Source organism: Nocardia sp. NPDC055002 (genome assembly GCF_053608825.1).
In genome coordinates, this window is the sequence record NZ_JBSGWE010000004.1 from 444,899 (window position 1) to 465,134 (window position 20,236).

Below are 20,236 nucleotides of genomic sequence, written 5' to 3' on the forward strand. Positions count from 1 at the left end.
AACTCCACGCCCGGCGTGCACAGGGCACGCCGGGCGTCGTCTCCGTGTCGGGCCAATTACTCTTCCGGTGCATCGGGGAAAGCCTGCTGGGTGTAACCACCGCGCAGCGTTCCCTCGAGGTAGGCGGCCTTGCAGGCGCGCCGGGCGATCTTGCCGCTGGAGGTCCGCGGGATGGAACCCGCGGGGACCAGCAGGATGTCACGAGCGGTCACGCCATGACGCGTCGAGACCGCGGCACGCACCGCGTCGGCGATCGGGCCGGGGTCGGCCTTACCGGCGCCGGGGCCACGTTCGGCCACGACCACCAGCTGCTCGGACGCGTCGTCGACGTCGAACTTCAGGCCGGAATGGCTGTCGGCGGCGAAGACCTCGGCGGGCAGCTGGTTGGCGGGCACCGCGAAGGCCGCGACGAAACCGGGACGCAGCGCCTTGGAGGCCTCCTGTGCGGAGTACTCCAGGTCCTGCGGGTAGTGGTTGCGTCCGTCGACGATCACCAGGTCCTTGACGCGACCGGTGATGTAGAGCTCGCCCTCGAAGTACACGCCGAAGTCGCCGGTGCGCATCCAGTCGGCATCGGGATCGGTGCCGTCGGTGTGCCCGCCTTCGATGGGCTCGGTGACCTTGTTGCGGAACGACTTGGTGGACTCGGCGGGGCGACCCCAGTAACCGATGCCCATGTTGTTGCCGTGCAGCCAGATCTCGCCGACCTGACCGTCGGGCAGCTCGCGGCCCTGCGCGGTGTCCGCCGATTCGGGATCGATGATCGCGGCCCACTGCGACAGCCCGACATAACCACACGACACCTGCGCGATGGCGGTCTCGGCGGACTGGTCGACGCGCACCATGCGGCCCGCGTTGAGCTCGTTGCGATCGACGTAGACGTACTTGGCCTCGTCCTCGGCGCGGGTGGCCGAGACGAACAGCGTGGCCTCCGCCATGCCGTAGCAGGGCTTGATCGCGGTCTTGGGCAGACCGTACGGCGCGAACGCCTCGTTGAACTTCTTCATCGAGGAGACCGTCACCGGCTCTGACCCGTTGATCAGGCCGATCACGTTCGACAGGTCCAGCGACTCGCCCGCCTTGGGCACACCACGCGCGGCGGCGTGCTCGAACGCGAAGTTCGGCGCGGCCGCGAACGTGCCGGCACCGTCGGAGACCGCGGCCAGCTCGTTGATCCAGCGCGACGGGCGACGCACGAACGCACTCGGCGACATGATGGTGATGAACTTGCCGCCGACCGCCGGCAGGATCACCGTGAGCAGGCCCATGTCGTGGAACAGCGGGAGCCAGGTGACACCGCGCGAGTTCTCGTTCATGTTCAGCGAGTTGATCATCTGCAGCAGGTTGGTGCCGACCGCGCGGTGGGTGATCTCCACACCGGCGGGCACCCGGGTGGAACCCGAGGTGTACTGCAGGTAGGCGATGTCGTCGATCGCGGTGTCGGGGCGCACCCAGGAGTCACCGAGGGTGTCCGGGATGGCGTCGACGGCGATGATGCGCGGGCGCTGGGCGGCGGGCAGCGAGCGGAAGAACTGGCGCACACCGGCGGCCGAGGAGGTCGCGGTGAGGATCGCCGAGGGCTCACAGTCACCGAGAACGGCGTGCAGGCGGTCGGTGTGACCCGGCTCGTCGGGATCGAACAGCGGCACCGAGATGGTGCCCGCGTAGATCGCCGCGAAGAAGGAGATCACGTAATCCAGGCCCTGCGGCGCGAGGATGGCGACCCGGTCGCCCGGGTTGGTCACCTGTTGGAGGCGAGCGGCCACCGCGCGCAGCCGTACTCCGAACTCCTGCCAGGTCAGCTCGTGCACCTCGCCGTCGCGTTCCCGCGAATAGTCGATGTAGCGGTACGCGAGCGTATTCGCATCGTTACGGGTGTGCTTCTCGACGTGATCGACCAGGGTCCGACCCTCGGGGATGATGATATTCCCGGTTTCGTCCAGGTAGTCGTCGAAAGTCTCTTCCATTCCTTCTTCTCCTTGCGAGGACGCGATGACAAGCTCTGCGGCCTCGACTCGCTATATCGCCACCGGCCGTCGAGCTCACACGAACGTGCGTCGACAACCTGCGGATTTTCGAGCGGTCTGCGCGGTGACCGCTATCGGCTAGATGTTCTCAAACCAGAGTCATGTTACAGAGAGCCCCCGCTCAGTCCTCCCGCAGCAGCGGAATGACAGGCGCGAATGCGTCCATCTGGGTGGGGAAGATGCCCACATACGACATCGAAGTGAGTTGCCGCACACGCTTGACCTGTTCGGCGATTTCCTCGAACGTGCCGATCGCGATGTAGGGCGAGCTCAGAATCTCCTCGACGGTCAGTTCGACGTCGACTTCGAGGTCGGGATGCAGGCCGCGTTCGATCGCGCGCAGCGCCATCTCGGCGGTCTTCTCCCGGTCGTCGGTGATGACGATGGCGGTGATGGCCCAGTTCAGTTCGATATCGGCGAACCGGTCACCGGCAGCGGCCTTGACGATGTTGACCTTCTCGATCGTCTTCTCGAGCGTAATGCCCGAGAGCAGGCCCTTGCCGTTCTTGGTGGTCTGCGGGACGACCGAGACGATATCGGCGTGCTTGGCCGCCAGCGCCAGCATCTTCGGACCGCCGCCACCGGTACACAGCGGCGGGCGCGGGCCCTGCCGAGGGCGCGGCGTGCCCTTGATGCCGCGCACCTGGTAGTGCTTGCCCTCGAAATTGCACTCCTGGCCACGCAGCAGCGTGTCCAGGATGGTCAGCGACTCGTCGAGCTTCTCCAGCCGGATGCCGGGACGCTCGAACGCGATACCCGCGTTGTCGAACTCTTCCTTGATCCAGCCCGCGCCGACGCCGACCTCGAGGCGCCCCTTGGACAGGACGTCGAGGGTGGCCAGCTCCTTGGCGACCACGACCGGATGACGTAAACCATTGGCCAGCACCGAGGTGCCGAGGCGGATCTTGGAGGTGGCCTGCGTGAGTGCGCCCAGCGCGGCGATCGGGCCGATCTGATCGCCCAGGTGATCAGGAACGAAGAAGGTGTCGTAACCCATCTCTTCGGCTTCCTGCGCCGTCTGAACGAACTTGCGCGCGCCACCTTCCTGCTTGTTGCCCTCTCCGGCCGCTCCGAAGCGGAACGGACGCAGCGGCGTACCCAGCGCGGTCAACTCACCGACGGGTGCGGCAGCTTCGGTCATGAACTCTTCGCTCCTGGCTGGTGTGTACTCGGGCGCAATTCCCAGCGCACTTTACAGCGTGTGAGCGATCCGGCGTGCGGATGTCACAGCGAGGCATGATCCATGGCAATCACGCCCCCACTGTGACTGTGACAACTCCGTCAGGAATGGGGCGGATGCGGCGCGTTCTCGATGAGCCCCGCAGCCCAATTCACCGTCCATTGAGTGGCCGTTGTGCCGTTGCCGTCCACCGTGTTCGAGGCGTACAGCGCGTGCACCGGGTTGCCCGCCGAGCGGATCAGCGCCGCGAGACTGCCCAGCGCGTTGGCCGGATTGAGCGCTTGGCGCGGCGCGTCGCAGATCATGTCGCCGGGCGCGCAGATGGAGTTCACCTTCGCCGCCAGCGTGCCGAAACCGCCGGGCCGGGGGCCGGTCATGCTGATGCCCGGCACGTTGACGCCCTTGAGCGCCACCTCGGCGCCCTCGCCGGTGGGCGGCGGATCACCGATCTCGGTGGGCTGGCCCGGGCCGGTCGCGGTGCGGCGGCCGTCGGCGATCACCGTCACGCCGAGCACGTTGGCCTCCGGGATCGGGCCGTTGCCCGCACCGATCTGGGCGGCCACGTCACCGGCGATCACCGCGCCCTGGGAGAAGCCCGCGATGACGAAGTTCGTCAACGGGCATTCCTTGTGGCGCTGAGCCAGCACGTCGGTAGCGCGCGCGGTGCCTTCGGTGCGGCTGTTGTTGTAGGAAGCCTGACCGTCGGGCGGGAACGCGATCGGGTTCGAGAACTGCGCCACGTACGGAACCGTGTACACCTCGAGCCGGTTGTCCGGGAACTGCGCGCGCAGTGGCCCGGACACGCTGAGCATCAACGAGATCGGGTTCGCCTGCGGGTTGTACGGATCGTCGGCGCTCGACGACTCCCAGGTGCCCGGGATCGAGAGCAGCATCACATCGGGGCAGTCGGCCGACTGCGACGTCGGCGGCGGCGGGCCGGGCGGCGTCGGCCCCGGCTCCTTCAACCGGCCCGCGAGCAGGTACCAGAGCAGCACGATGACGATGATCGCCAGCACGAGCAGCGCCAGCACGGTGAAGCACCCCGCAGGCCAGAACCTGCGGGAGCGTCGCGTCGGTCGGGGCGTCACTAGCAGTAGGTGGAGTTCGCGGCAGCGATGTAGATCTGTGCTGCCTTGTTGACGTCCATCTTCGACGCGTCGAAGGACGGGTCGGTGCCCGCCATCGCGGCGACGAAGGTGGCCACATCGGCGTCACTGGCACCGGTGCCCTTGGTGGAGCAGATGTAGGTCGCCGTGGTGAGCGCGGTCGTCTGGTCGCCCGGGGTGATCCCGTTCTTGGCCAGCTCGTCCAGGAACGCCTTGTCCTTGCCGGTCGCGGGTGCGGCGGCGCTGGTCTGCGGGAGGGGTGTCGGCTCCTCGGCGGACGCACTGGTCTCCGGCGCGGTGCTCGACGGGGCCTCGGCCGGCGGTTCGATGACCACGGGCGGCGTCGTCGTCGACTTCGCGGCCGCGCTGGTGGACAGGGTGGGCGTCTGCGACGCGGTCGAGTCGTTGCCGCCACAGGCGGACAACAGGGCGACGGCAGCCAGGGCCGCGACCGATCCGGCTACCGTGCCAGGGATCCGATGCATGAAGATGTCTTTCCTCGATCGTTCGTCAGGGAAGCGGTCGCAGACCAGGCTAGCCGGAGGATCGGCACTGCCGGGCACTGCGCGGCGAAGCTCAGAGAGTTCTCAGCCCGAGCTCACACCCCGTGGACTTCGGATTTGCCGTCTCGCACCACGATGAACCCGGTCTGAAAGTTCTGCTGGATTCCGCCGGGAACCACGAACTCGTCGCTCACCGGATACCCGAGCCTGCCGTTCTCGAACCCCTGCGCGCCCCAGGCGTCGGCGAGCGCGCCGTTGCGCACCGACCAGGCGCCCGAGAGCGGGCTCCAATAGATGTTGCCGCCCTCGAACCGGCTGAAGCGGCCGAGATCCTTCAGCGGCGCCTCCTCGGCGACCGGGAAGCCGAGCGGGCTGTTCTCGAAGCCGAGCTGGCTGTACTTGTCCAGGACGAAACCCTGCACCCGGTGTGCGCCGGTGGCCGGGCTGTAGAACATCGGACCGTGTTCGAAAGCCTGTACCGAGCCGTCACGGCTGGGTGTGCGCGCCTCGGCGGCCACCGGGTAGCCGGCGGGACCACCCTCGAAACCCTGCTTGCCCCACTCCTCGAGGAACGCGCCTCGCATCACCTGCGCGCCGGTCTGCGGGGTCCAGTAGATCGAGCCGCCTTCGAACGTCTGCATGCGCCCACGCCCGTCGGGCAGGCCGTGCTCGCCGCCGGTGGGCATGCCGAGCGGCGAGGACGGTCCGCCGACACCGGCGTAGGTACCGCCGATGCGCCCGGCCACCGCGTGCGTGCCCGCCGCCGCGGAATGGAAGACCCTGCCGTTCGGGAAGTCCTGCACCATTCCGGTGCCCGCCGGGTATTCGGCGGTGAGGCAGTTACCCAGCCAGTTGGCCGCCTGCGCGACCCCGGCGATCGCCCCACCCAGCGTGCAGGTGGCGCCGCCGGGATCGGTCCCGAGCGCCGCGGCGGCCTGCGACCACGACTGACGCATCTCGAAATCCCAGTACGGCCAGGTATGTGTGCCCGCGGGCCGGTAGTTCGCCTGCACCGGGATCGCCAGCTTCTCCAGCTTGGCGACGAAATTCTGGGTCGACAGGCGCGAGAGGATCTCCAGGCCGGTGCCCGCCCAGTTCTCGCTCATCAACGGCACTTCGCCGAGCTGATCGTGCGAGCCGGCCAGGCCGCTGCCGCTGGAGACGTACATGCTCACACCTTTGAGCTTGTCGGCCAGCAGGTACGGGTCGTGCGCCTCCCATTCGGGGCTGCCGGGCGGGCCCCACATCGCGCCCGCGTCGAAACCGCCCGCGTCCTTGTTGGCGAAGGTGATCGCCTGCGGCATCCCGAGTGTCGTCGTGGTGAGCAGGCCCGAGTACGAGGCCACGTATTTCATCAGCCCCGGATTGCGGCCGGCGAGGTTCATCGCCGCCGTGCCGCCCATCGAAAGTCCTTGTACGCCACGCACATCCGTGGTTCGCCAATCGCGTTCCAGGATCGGCGGGAGTTCCTTGGTCAGGAAGGTCTCCCACTTGTAGGTGAAGCCGTTGTCGGGCGCGAGCCAGTCGGAGTACCAGCTCGACTGACCACCCACCGGCAGCACCACGTTGACGTTCTTGTCGGCGTAGAAACCCTCGGCGTCGGCGTCTTTGGTCCAGCCGTTCTCGTCGTCCTGCGCGCGCAGACCGTCGAGCATGAGCATCATCGGGAACTTCGCGTCGGGGCGCACATTCCAGTCCCGCGCCAACAGCATCTGCACCTGGATCGGGGTCTTCATGGCGGCCGAGTACACCCACAGCGCCACCCGCCGATCCGAGAGCCAGTCCACCCGCTGCACCGCAGACACCGCGGGTTGCGCCTGCGCCGGAACGGTGACCGTCGGCGCGAGCAGCGCCGCCGCCATGGCCGCGATGCCGAGGATCCGCCGCATCGGCGCTGAAACACTATGAACCGAGACACGATGTTTCATCACACGCGACCCTCCTCATCCCGGAATTGGGACACAGCATCACCGTCGGTTGTACCGCAGTAATGAGCGATAACTGGGGAGGACACGCGAGCCGTGTGCACAGCAAAAAGACCGGCCCACCCTGGGGGTGAGCCGGTCTTCGAGTTGTTGCTGAGCGGAAACTACTAGGCGCCCAGTGCATTCAGGATGTGCGGACGCGCCTTCCACAGCTCGTCTTCCCAGTACTTCCACGAGTGGGTACCGGCGGCACCGACGTCGTAGACGGCGTTGATGCCGAGGGTGTTGAGGCGACGCTGGAACGCGAGCGTGCTCACGAACGAGATGGCCTCGATGCCCATCGCGTTGGCGGTGTTGTAGGCACCGCCGAGGCCGGCGGGCTTGTCGTGCTGGGCGGGCAGGCCGTTGGCCGAGGAGATGAACATCGGCAGGCCGCGCAGCTCGGGCGCGAACACCATCGGGTCCATCCGCAGCCACGCCGAGCTCCACGGCGCGGCCATGGCGTCGACGTTGAAACGGCCCGCGTCGAGCATCATCACGCGGATGGCCTCACGCATGCCGGGAGCGCCCCAGTTCAGCGGGCCCGAGAGCGAGGACGCGTGCTTGAACTGATCGCGGTTCAGCGCGGCGAGGCGCAGCGCGGCCGGACCCGACATCGACAGGCCGAGCACCGCGTTGTTCGAGCGGGACACGCCGTAGCCCTCGAGGAAGGCCGGGAGCTCTTCGGTCAGGAAGGTCTCCCACTTGTAGGTGGTCTTCTGGCCGTTGGTGTTGCTGGCGGCGGTCCAGTCGGCGTACCAGCTGGACTGGCCACCGACCGGCATCACCAGGGTGACGTTGTCGTTGCTGAACTGCTGCATCGCGTTGGTCTCGAACGACCAGGCGTTGCGGTCGTCCCGGGCGCGAAGGCCGTCGAGCAGGTAGAGCGCGGCGTTGCCGCCGTTGCGCGCCCACTGCACCTGGACCTTCACCGGGCCCATCTTCGAGGGCACCATGAGTTCTTCGTAGCCACCGGCCGGTGCGCGCAACACGGGTGCCGACACCGACGGTGCGGCAAGCGCGGTCGGGGCCGCTCCCGCGGCGATCGGCAGCACAAGGGCTGCAGCGCCGACAGCTAGAATTCGATTACGCCAACTACGAGATGCCGGCGCGACGGCCTTGCCGAAACGCATGTGAATTCCGCTCTCTTTCTGCTGTTATGGCATGCCAGCCTCGTCTGCCGTCCTCGACGCGGCCCCGACAGCCCGGTCGATCAGACGGATGAAACAACGATCTGGTCACACTTACGCTCGCTGGAGGATATTCGACCCGCCAATTAACCGCAAGGCCAACAGAACTCAGCTGTGAAATGCCCGTATGGGCGGCGTGTCGGGCAGGGTTGGTCAACCCAGGTAGACCTGGGCGGCGAGGGGCCGACGGGAGAAATTAAACGCCCGGCGCAGTTATGCGCCGGGCGTTTGTGAAGATCAGATCGGCTAGCCGATGTTGTTCGACAAATCCGGGATCATCCGCAGTGCTTCGTCATTCCAGTTGTTCCAGGCGTGGATGCCGAAGGCCGGGAAAGAGTAGGTGACGTTACGGGCGCCCAGAGTCGCCATCCTGACTTCGAAAGCCTTGGTGTTGGCCAGCGCCAAGGCTTCCAGCGCCATCCCGTTGACGGTGCCCATGTTCGGGCCGTCGGTACTGGTCGGCAAGCCTGAGCCCGCCGCTATCCACAGCCGGGTGTTGTTGCCTACCAGGTTGGGGGCGAACACGAACGGGTCCATCCGCAGCCACTGTGGGCCCCACGGCGGTGCCATGGAGTCCACGTTGTAGCCGCCCGCGTCGAGCATCGCGAGCCGGATGGCCTCGCGCATGCCGGGCGCCGAGATGTTCAGGTACCCCGAATACGCACCGGCGAAGGAGAACTGGTCCGGGTGGTAGGCGGCCAGCGTCAGCGCGGCCGAGCCGCCCATCGACAGGCCGAACACGCCGTTGCGGAAGCGGTTGAAGCCGAGGCGGTCGGCGAGAGCGTTGCGCAGTTCGCCGGTGAGGAACGATTCCCACTGGTAGCGGTAGCTCTTGCCCGGCCCACCGGCCAGCGCGTTGCCCGCGCCGGAACCCGACGACGGCGCGCCGTTGCCCGCGATACCGAAGAAATCGCTCGGCGCGTTCCAGTCGGCGTAGAAGCTCGACATGCCGCCGACGGGCATCACCACATTGATATTCGCGGCGGCGAGCGCGTTGGGGATATCGGTTTCGATCTCCCAGCCGTTGAGAGTCTCCGGTGCGCGCATGCCGTCGAGAACGTAGACGACCCGGTTGGTATTGCCGTCGGCGGCGCGCAGCACGCGCGACTTGATCGGACCCATCCCGGAATCGACCCAGAAATCGAAGGCATTGCCGTTGAAGCCGGCCGAGGCGGGAGCGATCCCTCCGGTGACGGCCGTCGCGATCGGAACGAGCAGAGCCATGGATACGCCCGCGGCCCAGCGCCGAGCCCACGAACCGGGGGCGGCGGTCTTCACGGGCCTACGCTTGCGGCGCAGTGTTCGCATTCGACTAGACCTTTCTCGCAGACCGAACGCGCAAATCCCGAGCTACGCAGTCGGATCCCTCATCGGACGTCGAGAGAAACCAATCCAGGGCAAAACGGACGATTCAACCTCGACGCATGCTCACTGTGTATAAATCGGTGACGAATGGTCTACATGTTGCTGGAAAGTGACCCAGAGCACAACTCCCGGTGATCTGTCGCACATGATTCGTCACCGCCTGTGGCTCGGATCGTGACGAAAACGAAGAAAACCGCCCGGCGCTGACGAGGCACCGGGCGGTTTTCGGGTCGAGCTGGAGTGACTAGCCGATGTTCGCGGACAGGTCCGGGATCATGCGGTTGACTTCGGTCTCCCAGTTGCGCCAGTTGTGCACGCCGGTGATCGGGAAGTCGAAGTGGGCGTTGCCGCCACCGAGGGTGGCCATCCGGACCTGGAACGCGCGGCTGTTCACCATCGCGAGCAGCTCCAGCGGGACGCCCTGGACGATCTCCATCGGGTTGGACACGTCACCGGCGCCGGGGATGCCGCTGGCCGCGGAGACCCAGATGCGGGTGCCGTTGCCGACCAGGCGCGGGGCGAAGACGAACGGGTCCATGTGGAACCACTGCTGGCCCCACGGCGGCGCCATCGCGTCGATGTTGAACGCGCCCGCCGAGACCATCGCCACGCGCATGGCTTCACGCATACCGGGCGCCGAGATGTTCAGGTACCCGGAGAACGAGCCCGCGAAGCTGAACTGGTCGGGGTGGTAGGCGGCCAGCGTCAGCGCGGCGGAGCCACCCATCGACAGACCGAACACGCCGTTGTTGTTGGGGTTGAAGCCCAAGCGCGCCGACAGCGCGTTGCGCAGGTGGCTCGTGAGGAAGGTTTCCCACTTGTAGGTGTTCTTCTTGCCTGCCACCTGGGTGGGCGCGACCGACGAACCGGTCATCGCCGAACCGGTGGCCGCCGAACCGGTGGAGCTACCACCCGAACCGGCGTCGAGGCCGAAGAAGCTGCTCGGCGCGTTCCAGTCGGCGTAGAAGCTGGACTGGCCGCCGACCGGCATCACGACGTTGATGTTGGCGTCCATCAACGCGCGGGCGACATTGGTGTCTTTCTCCCAGCCGCTGAGGTCGTCGCCTGCGCGCATACCGTCGAGCGCGTACACGACCCGATTGGTGTTGCCATCGGCCGCGCGGAAGATCCGCGACTTGATCGGGCCCATCTCCGAGTCGACCCAGAAGTCGAAACCTGTGGGATCGAAGGCCGCCGTCGCGGTGCCGGTGGGACCGGCCACAGCCGCACCGATCGGCAGCACTACAGCCAGGGAGAGAAGCACCGATCGTTTGAGCCAGCCGGCTCCCCGGGCTCTGAGACGTCCGCCACGCATTCTGTTATGGGCCTTTCCTCATGCGGTTCGCGCGGAACCGCGGTTGCAATGACCGCCGACTAGTTACCGGCACACCAGTGCGCCGACGGGCCGTTCCTCCAGTGACCATATCGCTACATACATAGCTTGGCGTTACCGAAAAGTGATTTAGCGGCGAACACCACTAAATAAGGCCTGGCCAGCCGGTGTGTGTCATAGGTCGACGGGTGTCGATACCGACCGGCCGGGCCGATTCAGCGTGGGGGCTCCGGGAAAGGATCAACCAGCCCACAACGCTGGATTTCGTACTTGGGGACCCGGTCGATCCGGTACTTCGAGAAGGCGAGGGCATTGCGGAAGTTGTGCTTGAACCGGTCCAAGGTGAGCGGTTCGCGCACAGAGATCATCAGCGCCTGGGTCTGCGGGCACGACATCGCCGTGCGCGCCTGGGTGACCCATTTCTCGTCCATGTACCAGGGCATCCACGGGTGGATGTCGACCATGCCCGAATCCGCCACGACCCAGTCCGGCAGCAGGCTCTTGTCGTGGCCGATGCGGCCGTCGGCGAGCCGGTCCGAGTGCGCGGCCAGCGGGTAGGCCAGGCCCATCGGGTCGATCACGCGGACGTCCAGCGGCACGTTCATGCTCGTCATGCCCAGGTTCAGGAAGTAGACCGTGTGCCCGGAACCCTCCTCGGGGATCGGCTCCGGCGGCGGGTCGAGGTACCAGAACGTGAACGCGGGCGAGTTCAGCAGCAGGCCGCCCTTGGGGTTGGCGGCGATGTCGTTGACCATGGCCCGCATGCGCGGGTAGTCGAGGTAGTCCTCGGCCAGGATCGGGTGGTCGTGGCCGGTGTTGAGGACGTAGTAGATGCGCTCGTCGACGATGCCCGACGAGCGGATCTTGGTGCCGGTCGTGATCGCCGTCGTGTTCGACGCGTACAGCGACCAGCCCGCGGTGCCCAGCAGCGCGATCAACAGCAGTGCGACAGACCAGTCGCTGCGCCGCGATCGCACCGGAATCGGGACCACGGCCACCGGCAACAGCAGCAGGAACAGCTGGGTGAGCAGCATCCGGCCGTGCATGAAGTCTCCGCCGACGCGCACCGCGTACACGGTGAGCAGCAGACCGCTGCCGAGCACCATCACCACGACCGCACTCGGCGAACGCAACCACGCACGCAGGCCCGCCACCGAGAACCGCGGCAGCGCGAAGCCACGCGCGACCCCGGCCACCACGCCGGCGATCAGCAGCACGAGCAGCGGAATCCACAGGTAGTACGGTCCGACCAGGTCCCACAGGTAGATGGCCCCCTGCCCCCACTTGGCCCCGCCCGCGTCCTTGGCGACCGCGGTGTTCGGGTAGGGCAGGCCGTAGTAACCCATCCGCCAGATCTGGTACCCCACCGGCACGATCCCGGCGACGAACACGATCAGCGCCCGCAGCGCGATCGGCCCGAACCGGAACGCGGGCATCGGCGCCAGGAAGATCATCCCGAGCGCGAGCACGCCGATCAGCGTGGCCTCGGGACGAACCAGCGGCGCGAGCCCGGCCAGGAACACCAGGCCCAGCAGGCTCGGCACGCGGACGACGGCGGCCTGACTCCAGCGGATCATCAACCACCACAGCAGCCCGACCCAGCAGATCACCAGGCCGCTCTCCAGCCCGGAGGTCGCGTAGTCACGCGCGGGCGGCAGCGCGATGTAGACCAGCACACCGGCCGGAATCAGCAGCTGACCGCTGGTTCCGCCCCACAGCCGCGCGGTGCCGAGCATCGCGAACACCACCGCGAGCACCGAGACCACCAGCGCCACCCCGAGCACCACGTACTCGAGGCGGGCCTGGGTGAGCCAGGAGAAGAACCAGACCAGGTAGGTCCACGCGGTGCTGGTGTTCGCCTCGACCCGCTCGTCGGCATTGAAGACCGGGCCGTTGCCCGCGAGCAGGTTGCGGATCGTGCGCAGCACGATCAGGCCGTCATCGGCGATCCAGCGCCGCTGCCACGCACCCACCGTGAACAGCGCGGCGGTGGCGACCACCCCACCGACGAAGATGGCGCGGGACAGAACCGGAAAGCGCGCGTCAGGACGCGGCGACTCGTCGTCGCGTAGCTGCTCGTCTTCGGTTGAATCCTGCTCCGCTACCAACATCTCGTCAGGTGAGATAGACAGCGACACCTACCGCTCCGATCCAGGCAATAGCGAGGAACTGCAGGATGCGGTCCCCCAACGCGATCTCTTCGGGTTCACCGGCCTCGCCACCATCGACGTCGACCGCGTAACGCAGGATTGCGATGGTAAACGGGATCATCGAGATCGAGTACCACTGGGTGTCTCGAGCCGAGTCCTGCTGGAAGGCCCAGAGGCCGTAGAAGACCACGACCGCGGTGGCCGCGAGCGTCCAGATGAAGCGCAGGTAGGTCGGGGTGTAGTACTCGAGCGACTTGCGGATCTTGGCGCCGGTGTCGAGCGCGATCGCCAGTTCGGCGTACCGTTTACCCGCGGCCATGAACAGCGAGCCGAACGCCATGATCAGCAGGAACCACTGCGACAGCGCGATTCCGGCCGCCGCGCCACCGGCGACGGCGCGCAGCAGGAAGCCCGAGGACACGATGCAGATATCGAGCACGGCCTGGTGCTTGAGCCCGAGGCAGTAGGCCAGCTGGATGCCGATGTAGATGGCCATCACCACGGCCAGGTGCCACGATGCCAGGAACGAACCGGCGATCGAACCGACCAGCAGCACCGCCGACAGCGCGTAAGCCAGGTTGACAGGAACGACGCCCGCCGCGATCGGCCGGAACCGCTTGGTCGGGTGCGCCCGGTCGGCGTCGACGTCGAGCGAGTCGTTGACCAGGTAGATGCCCGAGGCCGCCATGCAGAACACGATGAACGCGATCGCGACATGCACGAGCACGCCCGCGTCGCCGACCGCTTCCGGCCCGACGGCGAGCGGTGCGGCGAGCACCAGGACGTTCTTGACCCACTGACGTGGGCGCATGGCCTTGATGACACCACCGAGCAGCGTCTTCGGCGGGCCCTTCACAGCACCCTCGTCAAGGACGGCGGCGGACGGTTCTTCGCTCATCTGGGCCAAAGTTCTTTCAGTTGCGGTCACTGTCGGAGTCTCTTTTCGGCGGCTAGCACGGCAGCAGCCGACGCGGCCCCCAAAGCGGAACCGGCGATCACGTCGGAAGGGTAATGCACCCCGAGCACAACTCGGGACAGCAGCATCGGTGGGACGATCACCGCTGGCAAGGGTAGCCCGGTCAGCCGCCCGAGCAACACCGCCGCGGCCGTGGTGGACGTGGCGTGCGAGGACGGGAAGCTCAGCTTGCTCGGCGTCGACACGTTGACCTGCACCGACGGATCGTTGGGGCGCGGACGGCGAACGATCCGCTTGATCACGATGGACGCGGCGTGCGCGCCGACCGCGCCGACCGCGACACCGGCCCACTGGCGGCGGCGCGGCTTGTCGACCAGCCAGCCCGCGGCGGCGATGCCGACCCAGCCGAGCGCGTGCTCGCCGAAGTGCGACATGCCGCGCGCGGCGGAGACGACGGCCGGGCTGCTGCCGATGGTGCCCTGCACGGCGTTGAGGATCGCGACCTCGACCGGGACCTCCACGTAGTCGCCGCTGCAATCGCAGCCGCCGCAGCAGCCTTCCTCGGCCATCTCGAGCTCGGGCAGTTCGGTGTCGGTCACTTCTCGGTTCCGTTCAGGCCGAAGGTCTTCTCCCACGCCGCCGTGCTGGTGAGCTCGGCGTGCGCGGCCCGGTAGCGCTGCTGCATCTCCGGGAAGCGGGCGGTGAGTTCCTTGCGCAGGCGCATGGCTTCCTTGAGCAGGTCGCGGGCCTGGCGCGGGTCGCGCTTGCGGTAGACGACGCCGCGGCCGTCAGCGGTGGTCACGGTGACGCCGTCGACCTGCGAGAGCAGGTACCAGCGCGCGTCCAGTGTCGGCACGTTGAGCTGCGGCGTCTCGTAGGCGGCCGGATCGGCCTTGCGGAAGTTGTGCACCACACCCTTGGCCAGGCGCGCGACCTTGGCGATGGGGTTGCCCGGTTCGCCGACCGCGCCGACGCCGTGGCGGTTGGCCAGCGGCAGTTCGGTGGACGAGGGCACGACCACGGCGTCCGGGAACTCCTTGCGCATGCCGTGGATCTTGCCCAGCGCGGTGGGCAGCAGGTCGAACAGACCCTCTGGACCGGCCAGGAAGTCGCGGATCGCCTCGTTCTGGATGGCGACCGTGGAGTACTCCAGGCACAGCAGGTGCTTGAGGGTTGCCTTGATCGTGTTCACGATCATCGGCTTGCCGTCGCCGGGCAGGTGCAGGGACGCGACCACGAGGCGGTTGCGCAGGTGGAAGTAGGCCTGCCAGTCGATGGCGTCGTCCTTGTCGGACCAGGCCATGTGCCAGACGGCCGCACCCGGCAGGGTGATGGTCGGGTAGCCGGCTTCGCGGGCGCGCAGGCCGTACTCGACGTCGTCCCACTTGAGGAACAGCGGCAGCGGCTGACCGATCTGTTCGGCGACCTGACGCGGGATCACGCAGGTCCACCAGCCGTTGAAGTCGACGTCGATGCGCCGGTGCAGCAGCTTGGAGTTGTCGCGGTCCTTGAGCGGGTACTTCGAGAAGTCGTGGTCGTATTCGACATTGGGCGCCGAGGACCACATGAAGATCCCGCGGTCGACGACCTCACCCATGCTGTGCAGGTGCGAACGCTCCTGCAGGTTCAGCATCTGCCCACCGACCAGCAGCGGCGACTTCGCGAACCGGGAGAACGCGAGCGCACGCAGAATCGAGTCGGGTTCGATCTCGATGTCGTCGTCCATGTAGACGATGTACTCGGCGTCGGTCTTGAGCGCCTCGTACATGACCCGGCTGTATCCGCCGGAACCACCGAGGTTGGGCTGATCGCAGATCGAGAGCCGGTCGCCGAGAGTCGCGGCGGCTTCGGTGAAACCGGGCTCGTCGACCACCTTGCGGTTGCCCTGGTCCGCGACGATCACCGCGGCGATGTTGTCGAGCACCAACGGATCCGAGCCGAGCGCGCCGAGCGTCTTGACCAGGTCGGTCGGCCGGTTGAAGGTGGGCATGCCGACCGCGATCGACCCGGTGCCCGCCGCTTGCTGCGGTGCGTACCAGCCGCCGGCCAGCAGCGTGACGGCCGTGTCGGTGGTGATGTCGAACCAGATCCAGCCACCGTCTTCGAACGGGCCGAGATCGGTTTCGAACTCCACGACCACCGAGTCCGCGCCCTGCGCGACGGCGAACTCCTTGCCCTGCACGTGAATTCGCGAACCGTCGGCCTTGGACCGGTAGACGTCGGCGCGGCCGTGCCCGGCCAGTTCCAGGCGAAGGACCACCGACTTCAGCACGCTCCAGCGACGCCAGTAGCTGGCGGGCAGCGCGTTGAAGTAGGTGCAGAACGACACCTCCGACTCCGCGCCGATCGACAGCGCGGTGCGGCTGGTGGCGTGCGCGCGACGGGCGTTGGTGGTGGACTCCTCCAGGTAGAGGGTCCGCACGTCGAGGGGCTCACCCGGCCGCGGCAGGATGACCCGCTGCAGCAGCGAGATGGCGCGAGTTTCGGCGGTCACGTCTTCGAGCATCGCTGTGGTCATGCCTCGTCCACCAGCGGCGCGCCGGACTCCAGGTGCGGACGCAGCACGTTCTCGAACATGCTCAGCGCCGAACCGATCGCCATGTGCATGTCCAGGTACTGGTAGGTACCCAGACGGCCGCCGAACAGCACCTTCTTCTCGGCGGTCTCCTGCTTGGCCCGCTCGCGGTAGGCCAGCAGCTTGGCGCGGTCCTCGGGGGTGTTGATCGGGTAGTACGGCTCGTCGCCGGTCTGCGCGAAGCGGGAGAACTCGCGCATGATGACCGTCTTGTCGGTCGGGTAGTCGCGCTCGGGGTGGAAGTGGCGCGGCTCGATGATGCGGGTGAACGGGACGTCGGCGTCGTTGTAGTTCATGACGCTGGTGCCCTGGTAGTCACCGGTCTCGAGGACTTCGGTCTCGAAGTCGATGGTGCGCCAGCCCAATTCGCCCTCGGCGTAGTCGAAGTAGTGGTCCAGCGGGCCGGTGTAGACGACGGGTGCTTCCGGGTTCGCCGCGACGAGCTCGTCACGCACGTCGAACCAGTCGGTGTTCACCCTGACCTCGATGAGGTCGGAGGCGGCCATGTTCTCCAGCCACTTCGTGTAGCCGTTCTTGGGCAGACCCTCGTAGGTGTCGTTGAAGTAGCGGTTGTCGAAGGTGTAGCGCACCGGCAGGCGGGTGATGTTGCCCGCGGGCAGTTCCTTCGGGTCGGTCTGCCACTGCTTGGCGGTGTAGTCGCGGATGAACGCCTCGTAGAGCGGGCGCCCGATCAACGAGATCGCCTTCTCCTCGAGGTTCTGCGCGTCGGCGGATTCGACCTCGGCGGCCTGCTCGGCGATGAGCTTGCGGGCCTCTTCCGGGGTGAAGTAGCGGCCGAAGAACTGCGAGATCATGCCGAGGCCCATCGGCAGCGGGTACGCCTGACCCTTGTGCAGCCCGAACACCCGGTGCTGGTACCCGGTGAACTCGGTGAACTGGGTGACGTAGTCCCAGACCTTCTTGTTCGACGTGTGGAACAGGTGGGCGCCGTACTTGTGGATCTCGATACCGGTTTCCGGTTCGGGTTCGGAGTAGGCGTTGCCACCCAGGTGGTAGCGGCGGTCGATCACCAATACCCGCTTGCCCAGCACGTTCGCTGCACGCTCGGCGACGGTCAGCCCGAAGAAACCGGAGCCGACCACGATCAGGTCGTACTGGTTTGCCGGGGCATTGGAATCTGCGTTGACGGAGTTACCCGAGGACGATGCGGCGGTCACGGGTGCCCAGCGTATCGGAAGACCACAGTTTGTCCCGGCGGAGTCTCCGACCACGCCTTGACCAGGGCCGATCCATCCCTCCGGAAAGCGACCGACCCAGCAGACGCTGTCAGTACCCCTGCGGCGGGTATGCGCCGGGCCGCCCGGCCCGGATCCAGCGACCCGTGGACGGTGCGGCGGCCAGGAGCAGGATCAGGAGGGGGATGATGCTGGTGATGATGCCGCCGATCAGGGTGACCGCAGGCTCTTCCGACCCGCTCGAGACCGCCGCCGCGATCGATATCGCGCTGAAGATCAGGGCAAGCGTGGACAGCAGGATGAGGATCACCCGGCCCGCGGTCTTGCGACGGAACAGCAGAATCGCGCCGAGCAACCACAGCAGGCCCACCGCGGCCCCGACCAGCAGGCTGACGGTCGCCGCGGATCGGACCTCGTCCCCGGCGGCGCTCCCGGTGTTCTCGCCGAACAGGATCACCGCGGCGATACCGAGGCCGGCCAGTGCGAGCAGTGACAGCAGCAGTGAGATGACCGCGGCGGTGATCGCCGTGCCGCCGCCCGCTCGCGGCTCGCCGTAGCCCGGCGCGTACGGATAGGGCGCGGCGCCGTAAGCCGGTGCGCCATAACCATTCTGGACGGGTGCGCCGTAGGGCTGCGGATAGCCCTGCTGACCGCCGTACGGGTCGGGTCCGTAGCCAGGCTGCGCATACCCCTGCCCCGCGTACGGGTCATAGCCTTGCTGTGGGCCGTACGGATACCCCATGGTGTTCCCCCTCCTGGCGAGCTGTCCCTCTAGCCGCTATCTCGTTTCCCGGCCCCCGAGGCAATGCTGACCTGCTGAAACTATACGTTCGGTCCGACAACATCGTCCGGGCGAGCGAGTGTGTAGGCCGCGGTCCACGGCAGCGCCGCGGACAACAGCACGAGCCCAGCGAACAGCGCGCCCGAAAGTGCCGCCGCCCAACTGTGATTCACGATCGCCGTCACCGCGCCGGGTACCCCGCCGAGGCCGGTCGAAATCGAGCGGATGACGGGTTCGTCGGCGAACCAGTGGATTCCGTACCCGGAGTCGTAGTTCACGAGCGTGGCGAGCAGGCCGAGCACGCCGAGGGCGAGCTGCGCGCCGGCGGCGACCACGATCACCCAGCGCCCGGTGTCGTCCCTGCGCGCCAGAAGCAGGCCGCCGTAAGCGAACGCGAACATCGAGACCAGCGCGCCGAGTGTGGCGAACAGCGTGAGCGAGTCGTCGAGTTCGCCGGGATCGCTCAGGAACGACCGCACGAGAACCACCGCACCCACCAGATTCGCCGCGGCGGCGATTCCCGCGAGGCACACGGCGACGATCGCCGCCACCTCACCGCTCTTCGACTTCGTCTCCAGCACGACCATCCCCCGACCGTAGCGCCATCAGCCGCGGCGTACCGAGTTCGAGAACCACGCGCGTCGAGCCGACCGCCACCGCCACGGCCTATCGCGTGATGGTCCAGCGCCGCGTCGGCTCACTCAGGCTGAGCGCGAGGATCACCACGTTGAGCGCCAGCCACGCGTCCAGCGGCCCGAACCGCCAGCCATGACTGGCCCCGTTGAGTACGACGACCAGCAACGTCGCCCCCGCCATCACCGCGGCCATGGTGAGCAGCAGTCGCCTGCCGAGCATTCGCCGCCGCAACAGCAGCACCGCCCCGAGCAGATACACCACCCCCAGCCCGCCGACGATCCCCGCGCCCACGTAGTCGAGGTCGATCTCGCGCCCGAGCACGCGGAGTACGGCGGTCGCCGTGCCGACGAAGATTCCCGCCGCGCCGACCAGCACCCCGAGCCAGCCCGCGATCAGCGCGGTCACCGCACGCGAAGGCCGCTCCGGCCGCACCTGTTCCACCACTGCCCCCGCTGTTTCTCGACGTCGCCGTCAGTTATACGGCGCGACGCCCGATCGAGCACTGTGTGGGCGATTGTCACCTCACTACCCGATCGTGCGCCCGTCAACCGCTCAGGCGGGATGAGCTGCGACGTAAGCGCGGAAGGCTTCGAGGATGTACTCGGCCACGCCTTCGCCGTGCACGTCGTAGTTGCCCCGGAAGCGGGGGTCGGCGACGTACATTTCGCCGAGGCCGAGCAGGTATTCGTTCGATACCGCCTTGCCCTGCGTGCCGACGCCGAGCCAGGCGCGATGCCGGGTGACGATCGCCTGGACGACGTCACCTTCCACGGGAAGTCCTGCGGTGAAGGCCTTTCCGAAGTCGGTGGCGATGTCGAGCTGGGTCTGCTGGAAGCCCTTCTTCTCGGCCTCGGTCAGCGAACGCCACCAGCGATCGCCGCTCTCGTAGGCCTCCTTACCCCAGCGCTCGGTGACTTCGTCCTTGTATTGCGTGTGGTCGAAACCATCGAAAACCTCTGCGGCCATGAGTGGTTCACCTCTTTCCGTCTTGTGCAGAGTGGTCGACACCGATTCGATCTGTCGCGCCACCCGATCCTGCAGCTGTCGAAGCAGTTCCAGATGGGTGCGCAGCGCACCGGCGGTGTCCTGTTCCCCGGCGAGGACCTCGGCGATCACGGGAAGGCCGAGGCCGAGTTCGCGCAGCAGCAGAATTCGCTGTAGCCGAACAAGGGAGGTCTGGTCGTAGTAGCGATAGCCGTTGGCCCCGATCCGGCTCGGCTCCAACAGCCCGAGCTGCCCGTAGTGGCGCAACGTACGACTGGTGGTTCCCGCGGCCTTCGCGAGGTCCTGAATGGACCATTCACCCACCATGAC

At 67.1% G+C, this 20,236-nt stretch carries 17 protein-coding genes; all 17 read right to left on the minus strand.

From position 1 onward, the window contains the following. Positions 1–56: 56 nt before the first annotated feature. Complete coding sequence (gene fadD32 / locus ACWF99_RS18860; protein ID WP_378638015.1) at positions 57–1,967, minus strand: long-chain-fatty-acid--AMP ligase FadD32; 1,911 nt, start codon at positions 1,965–1,967, stop codon at positions 57–59. A gap of 181 nt (positions 1,968–2,148) precedes the next feature. Beyond that, the gene (locus ACWF99_RS18865) at positions 2,149–3,168 is read right to left on the minus strand and encodes an LLM class F420-dependent oxidoreductase (protein WP_378638012.1); all 1,020 of its coding nucleotides are present in this window, start codon (positions 3,166–3,168) and stop codon (positions 2,149–2,151) included. 140 nt (positions 3,169–3,308) lie between these two features. Beyond that, positions 3,309–4,301, minus strand: a complete 993-nt coding sequence (locus ACWF99_RS18870; protein ID WP_378638106.1) for a cutinase family protein — start codon at positions 4,299–4,301, stop codon at positions 3,309–3,311. Continuing rightward, complete coding sequence (locus ACWF99_RS18875) at positions 4,295–4,798, minus strand: DUF732 domain-containing protein (protein ID WP_378638010.1); 504 nt, start codon at positions 4,796–4,798, stop codon at positions 4,295–4,297. Before ACWF99_RS18875 ends, ACWF99_RS18870 begins: the two co-directional genes overlap by 7 nt. A gap of 113 nt (positions 4,799–4,911) precedes the next feature. Next, complete coding sequence (locus tag ACWF99_RS18880) at positions 4,912–6,705, minus strand: alpha/beta hydrolase-fold protein (RefSeq protein WP_378638007.1); 1,794 nt, start codon at positions 6,703–6,705, stop codon at positions 4,912–4,914. 203 nt (positions 6,706–6,908) lie between these two features. Then, a complete protein-coding gene (locus ACWF99_RS18885) occupies positions 6,909–7,913 on the minus strand; it encodes an alpha/beta hydrolase (RefSeq protein ID WP_452536983.1) in 1,005 nt (334 codons plus the stop codon). Between the two features lie 303 nt (positions 7,914–8,216). Next, positions 8,217–9,278 (minus strand): alpha/beta hydrolase, encoded by a 1,062-nt coding sequence (locus ACWF99_RS18890; RefSeq protein ID WP_378638002.1) that lies wholly within the window; start codon positions 9,276–9,278, stop codon positions 8,217–8,219. Positions 9,279–9,579: 301 nt separating this feature from the next. Continuing rightward, positions 9,580–10,650, minus strand: coding sequence for an alpha/beta hydrolase (locus tag ACWF99_RS18895; protein ID WP_378637999.1), 1,071 nt, complete (start codon positions 10,648–10,650; stop codon positions 9,580–9,582). Between the two features lie 233 nt (positions 10,651–10,883). After that, a complete protein-coding gene (gene zomB, locus ACWF99_RS18900; protein ID WP_452536984.1) occupies positions 10,884–12,779 on the minus strand; it encodes a flagellar motor control protein ZomB in 1,896 nt (631 codons plus the stop codon). Between the two features lie 4 nt (positions 12,780–12,783). Beyond that, positions 12,784–13,716: a decaprenyl-phosphate phosphoribosyltransferase gene (locus tag ACWF99_RS18905; RefSeq protein WP_378637995.1), complete on the minus strand. Its 933-nt coding sequence runs from the start codon at positions 13,714–13,716 to the stop codon at positions 12,784–12,786. A 26-nt stretch (positions 13,717–13,742) separates the two neighbouring features. Further along, the gene (locus ACWF99_RS18910; RefSeq protein WP_378638104.1) at positions 13,743–14,303 is read right to left on the minus strand and encodes a phosphatase PAP2 family protein; all 561 of its coding nucleotides are present in this window, start codon (positions 14,301–14,303) and stop codon (positions 13,743–13,745) included. Between the two features lie 26 nt (positions 14,304–14,329). Then, positions 14,330–16,252, minus strand: a complete 1,923-nt coding sequence (locus ACWF99_RS18915; RefSeq protein WP_452536985.1) for a glycosyltransferase — start codon at positions 16,250–16,252, stop codon at positions 14,330–14,332. Further along, positions 16,249–17,487: a UDP-galactopyranose mutase gene (gene glf / locus ACWF99_RS18920; RefSeq protein WP_378637990.1), complete on the minus strand. Its 1,239-nt coding sequence runs from the start codon at positions 17,485–17,487 to the stop codon at positions 16,249–16,251. Before glf ends, ACWF99_RS18915 begins: the two co-directional genes overlap by 4 nt. Before the next feature lie 109 nt (positions 17,488–17,596). Next, positions 17,597–18,247, minus strand: a complete 651-nt coding sequence (locus ACWF99_RS18925; protein ID WP_452536986.1) for a hypothetical protein — start codon at positions 18,245–18,247, stop codon at positions 17,597–17,599. A gap of 80 nt (positions 18,248–18,327) precedes the next feature. Next, positions 18,328–18,873, minus strand: coding sequence for a hypothetical protein (locus tag ACWF99_RS18930; protein ID WP_378637984.1), 546 nt, complete (start codon positions 18,871–18,873; stop codon positions 18,328–18,330). A gap of 79 nt (positions 18,874–18,952) precedes the next feature. Beyond that, positions 18,953–19,363 carry a hypothetical protein gene (locus tag ACWF99_RS18935; protein ID WP_378661256.1) on the minus strand — a complete coding sequence of 137 codons (411 nt, stop codon included), beginning with the start codon at positions 19,361–19,363 and terminating at the stop codon, positions 18,953–18,955. 111 nt (positions 19,364–19,474) lie between these two features. Then, on the minus strand, positions 19,475–20,233 hold the full coding sequence (locus tag ACWF99_RS18940) for a MerR family transcriptional regulator (RefSeq protein WP_378637979.1): 759 nt from the start codon (positions 20,231–20,233) through the stop codon (positions 19,475–19,477). Positions 20,234–20,236 lie beyond the last annotated feature (3 nt).

What these genes read in the sequence shown, in the direction of transcription:
- ACWF99_RS18865 (WP_378638012.1), bottom strand. Translation starts at nt 3,168, where the DNA reads ATGACCGAAGCTGCCGCACCCGTCGGTGAGTTGACCGCGCTGGGTACG.
- ACWF99_RS18895 (WP_378637999.1), bottom strand. Translation starts at nt 10,650, where the DNA reads ATGCGTGGCGGACGTCTCAGAGCCCGGGGAGCCGGCTGGCTCAAACGA.
- zomB (WP_452536984.1), bottom strand. Translation starts at nt 12,779, where the DNA reads ATGTTGGTAGCGGAGCAGGATTCAACCGAAGACGAGCAGCTACGCGAC.
- ACWF99_RS18890 (WP_378638002.1), bottom strand. Translation starts at nt 9,278, where the DNA reads ATGCGAACACTGCGCCGCAAGCGTAGGCCCGTGAAGACCGCCGCCCCC.
- ACWF99_RS18925 (WP_452536986.1), bottom strand. Translation starts at nt 18,247, where the DNA reads ATGGGGTATCCGTACGGCCCACAGCAAGGCTATGACCCGTACGCGGGG.
- ACWF99_RS18880 (WP_378638007.1), bottom strand. Translation starts at nt 6,705, where the DNA reads ATGCGGCGGATCCTCGGCATCGCGGCCATGGCGGCGGCGCTGCTCGCG.
- ACWF99_RS18940 (WP_378637979.1), bottom strand. Translation starts at nt 20,233, where the DNA reads ATGGTGGGTGAATGGTCCATTCAGGACCTCGCGAAGGCCGCGGGAACC.
- ACWF99_RS18915 (WP_452536985.1), bottom strand. Translation starts at nt 16,252, where the DNA reads ATGACCACAGCGATGCTCGAAGACGTGACCGCCGAAACTCGCGCCATC.
- ACWF99_RS18930 (WP_378637984.1), bottom strand. Translation starts at nt 18,873, where the DNA reads ATGGTCGTGCTGGAGACGAAGTCGAAGAGCGGTGAGGTGGCGGCGATC.
- ACWF99_RS18885 (WP_452536983.1), bottom strand. Translation starts at nt 7,913, where the DNA reads ATGCGTTTCGGCAAGGCCGTCGCGCCGGCATCTCGTAGTTGGCGTAAT.
- ACWF99_RS18905 (WP_378637995.1), bottom strand. Translation starts at nt 13,716, where the DNA reads ATGAGCGAAGAACCGTCCGCCGCCGTCCTTGACGAGGGTGCTGTGAAG.
- ACWF99_RS18910 (WP_378638104.1), bottom strand. Translation starts at nt 14,303, where the DNA reads ATGGCCGAGGAAGGCTGCTGCGGCGGCTGCGATTGCAGCGGCGACTAC.
- fadD32 (WP_378638015.1), bottom strand. Translation starts at nt 1,967, where the DNA reads ATGGAAGAGACTTTCGACGACTACCTGGACGAAACCGGGAATATCATC.
- ACWF99_RS18875 (WP_378638010.1), bottom strand. Translation starts at nt 4,798, where the DNA reads ATGCATCGGATCCCTGGCACGGTAGCCGGATCGGTCGCGGCCCTGGCT.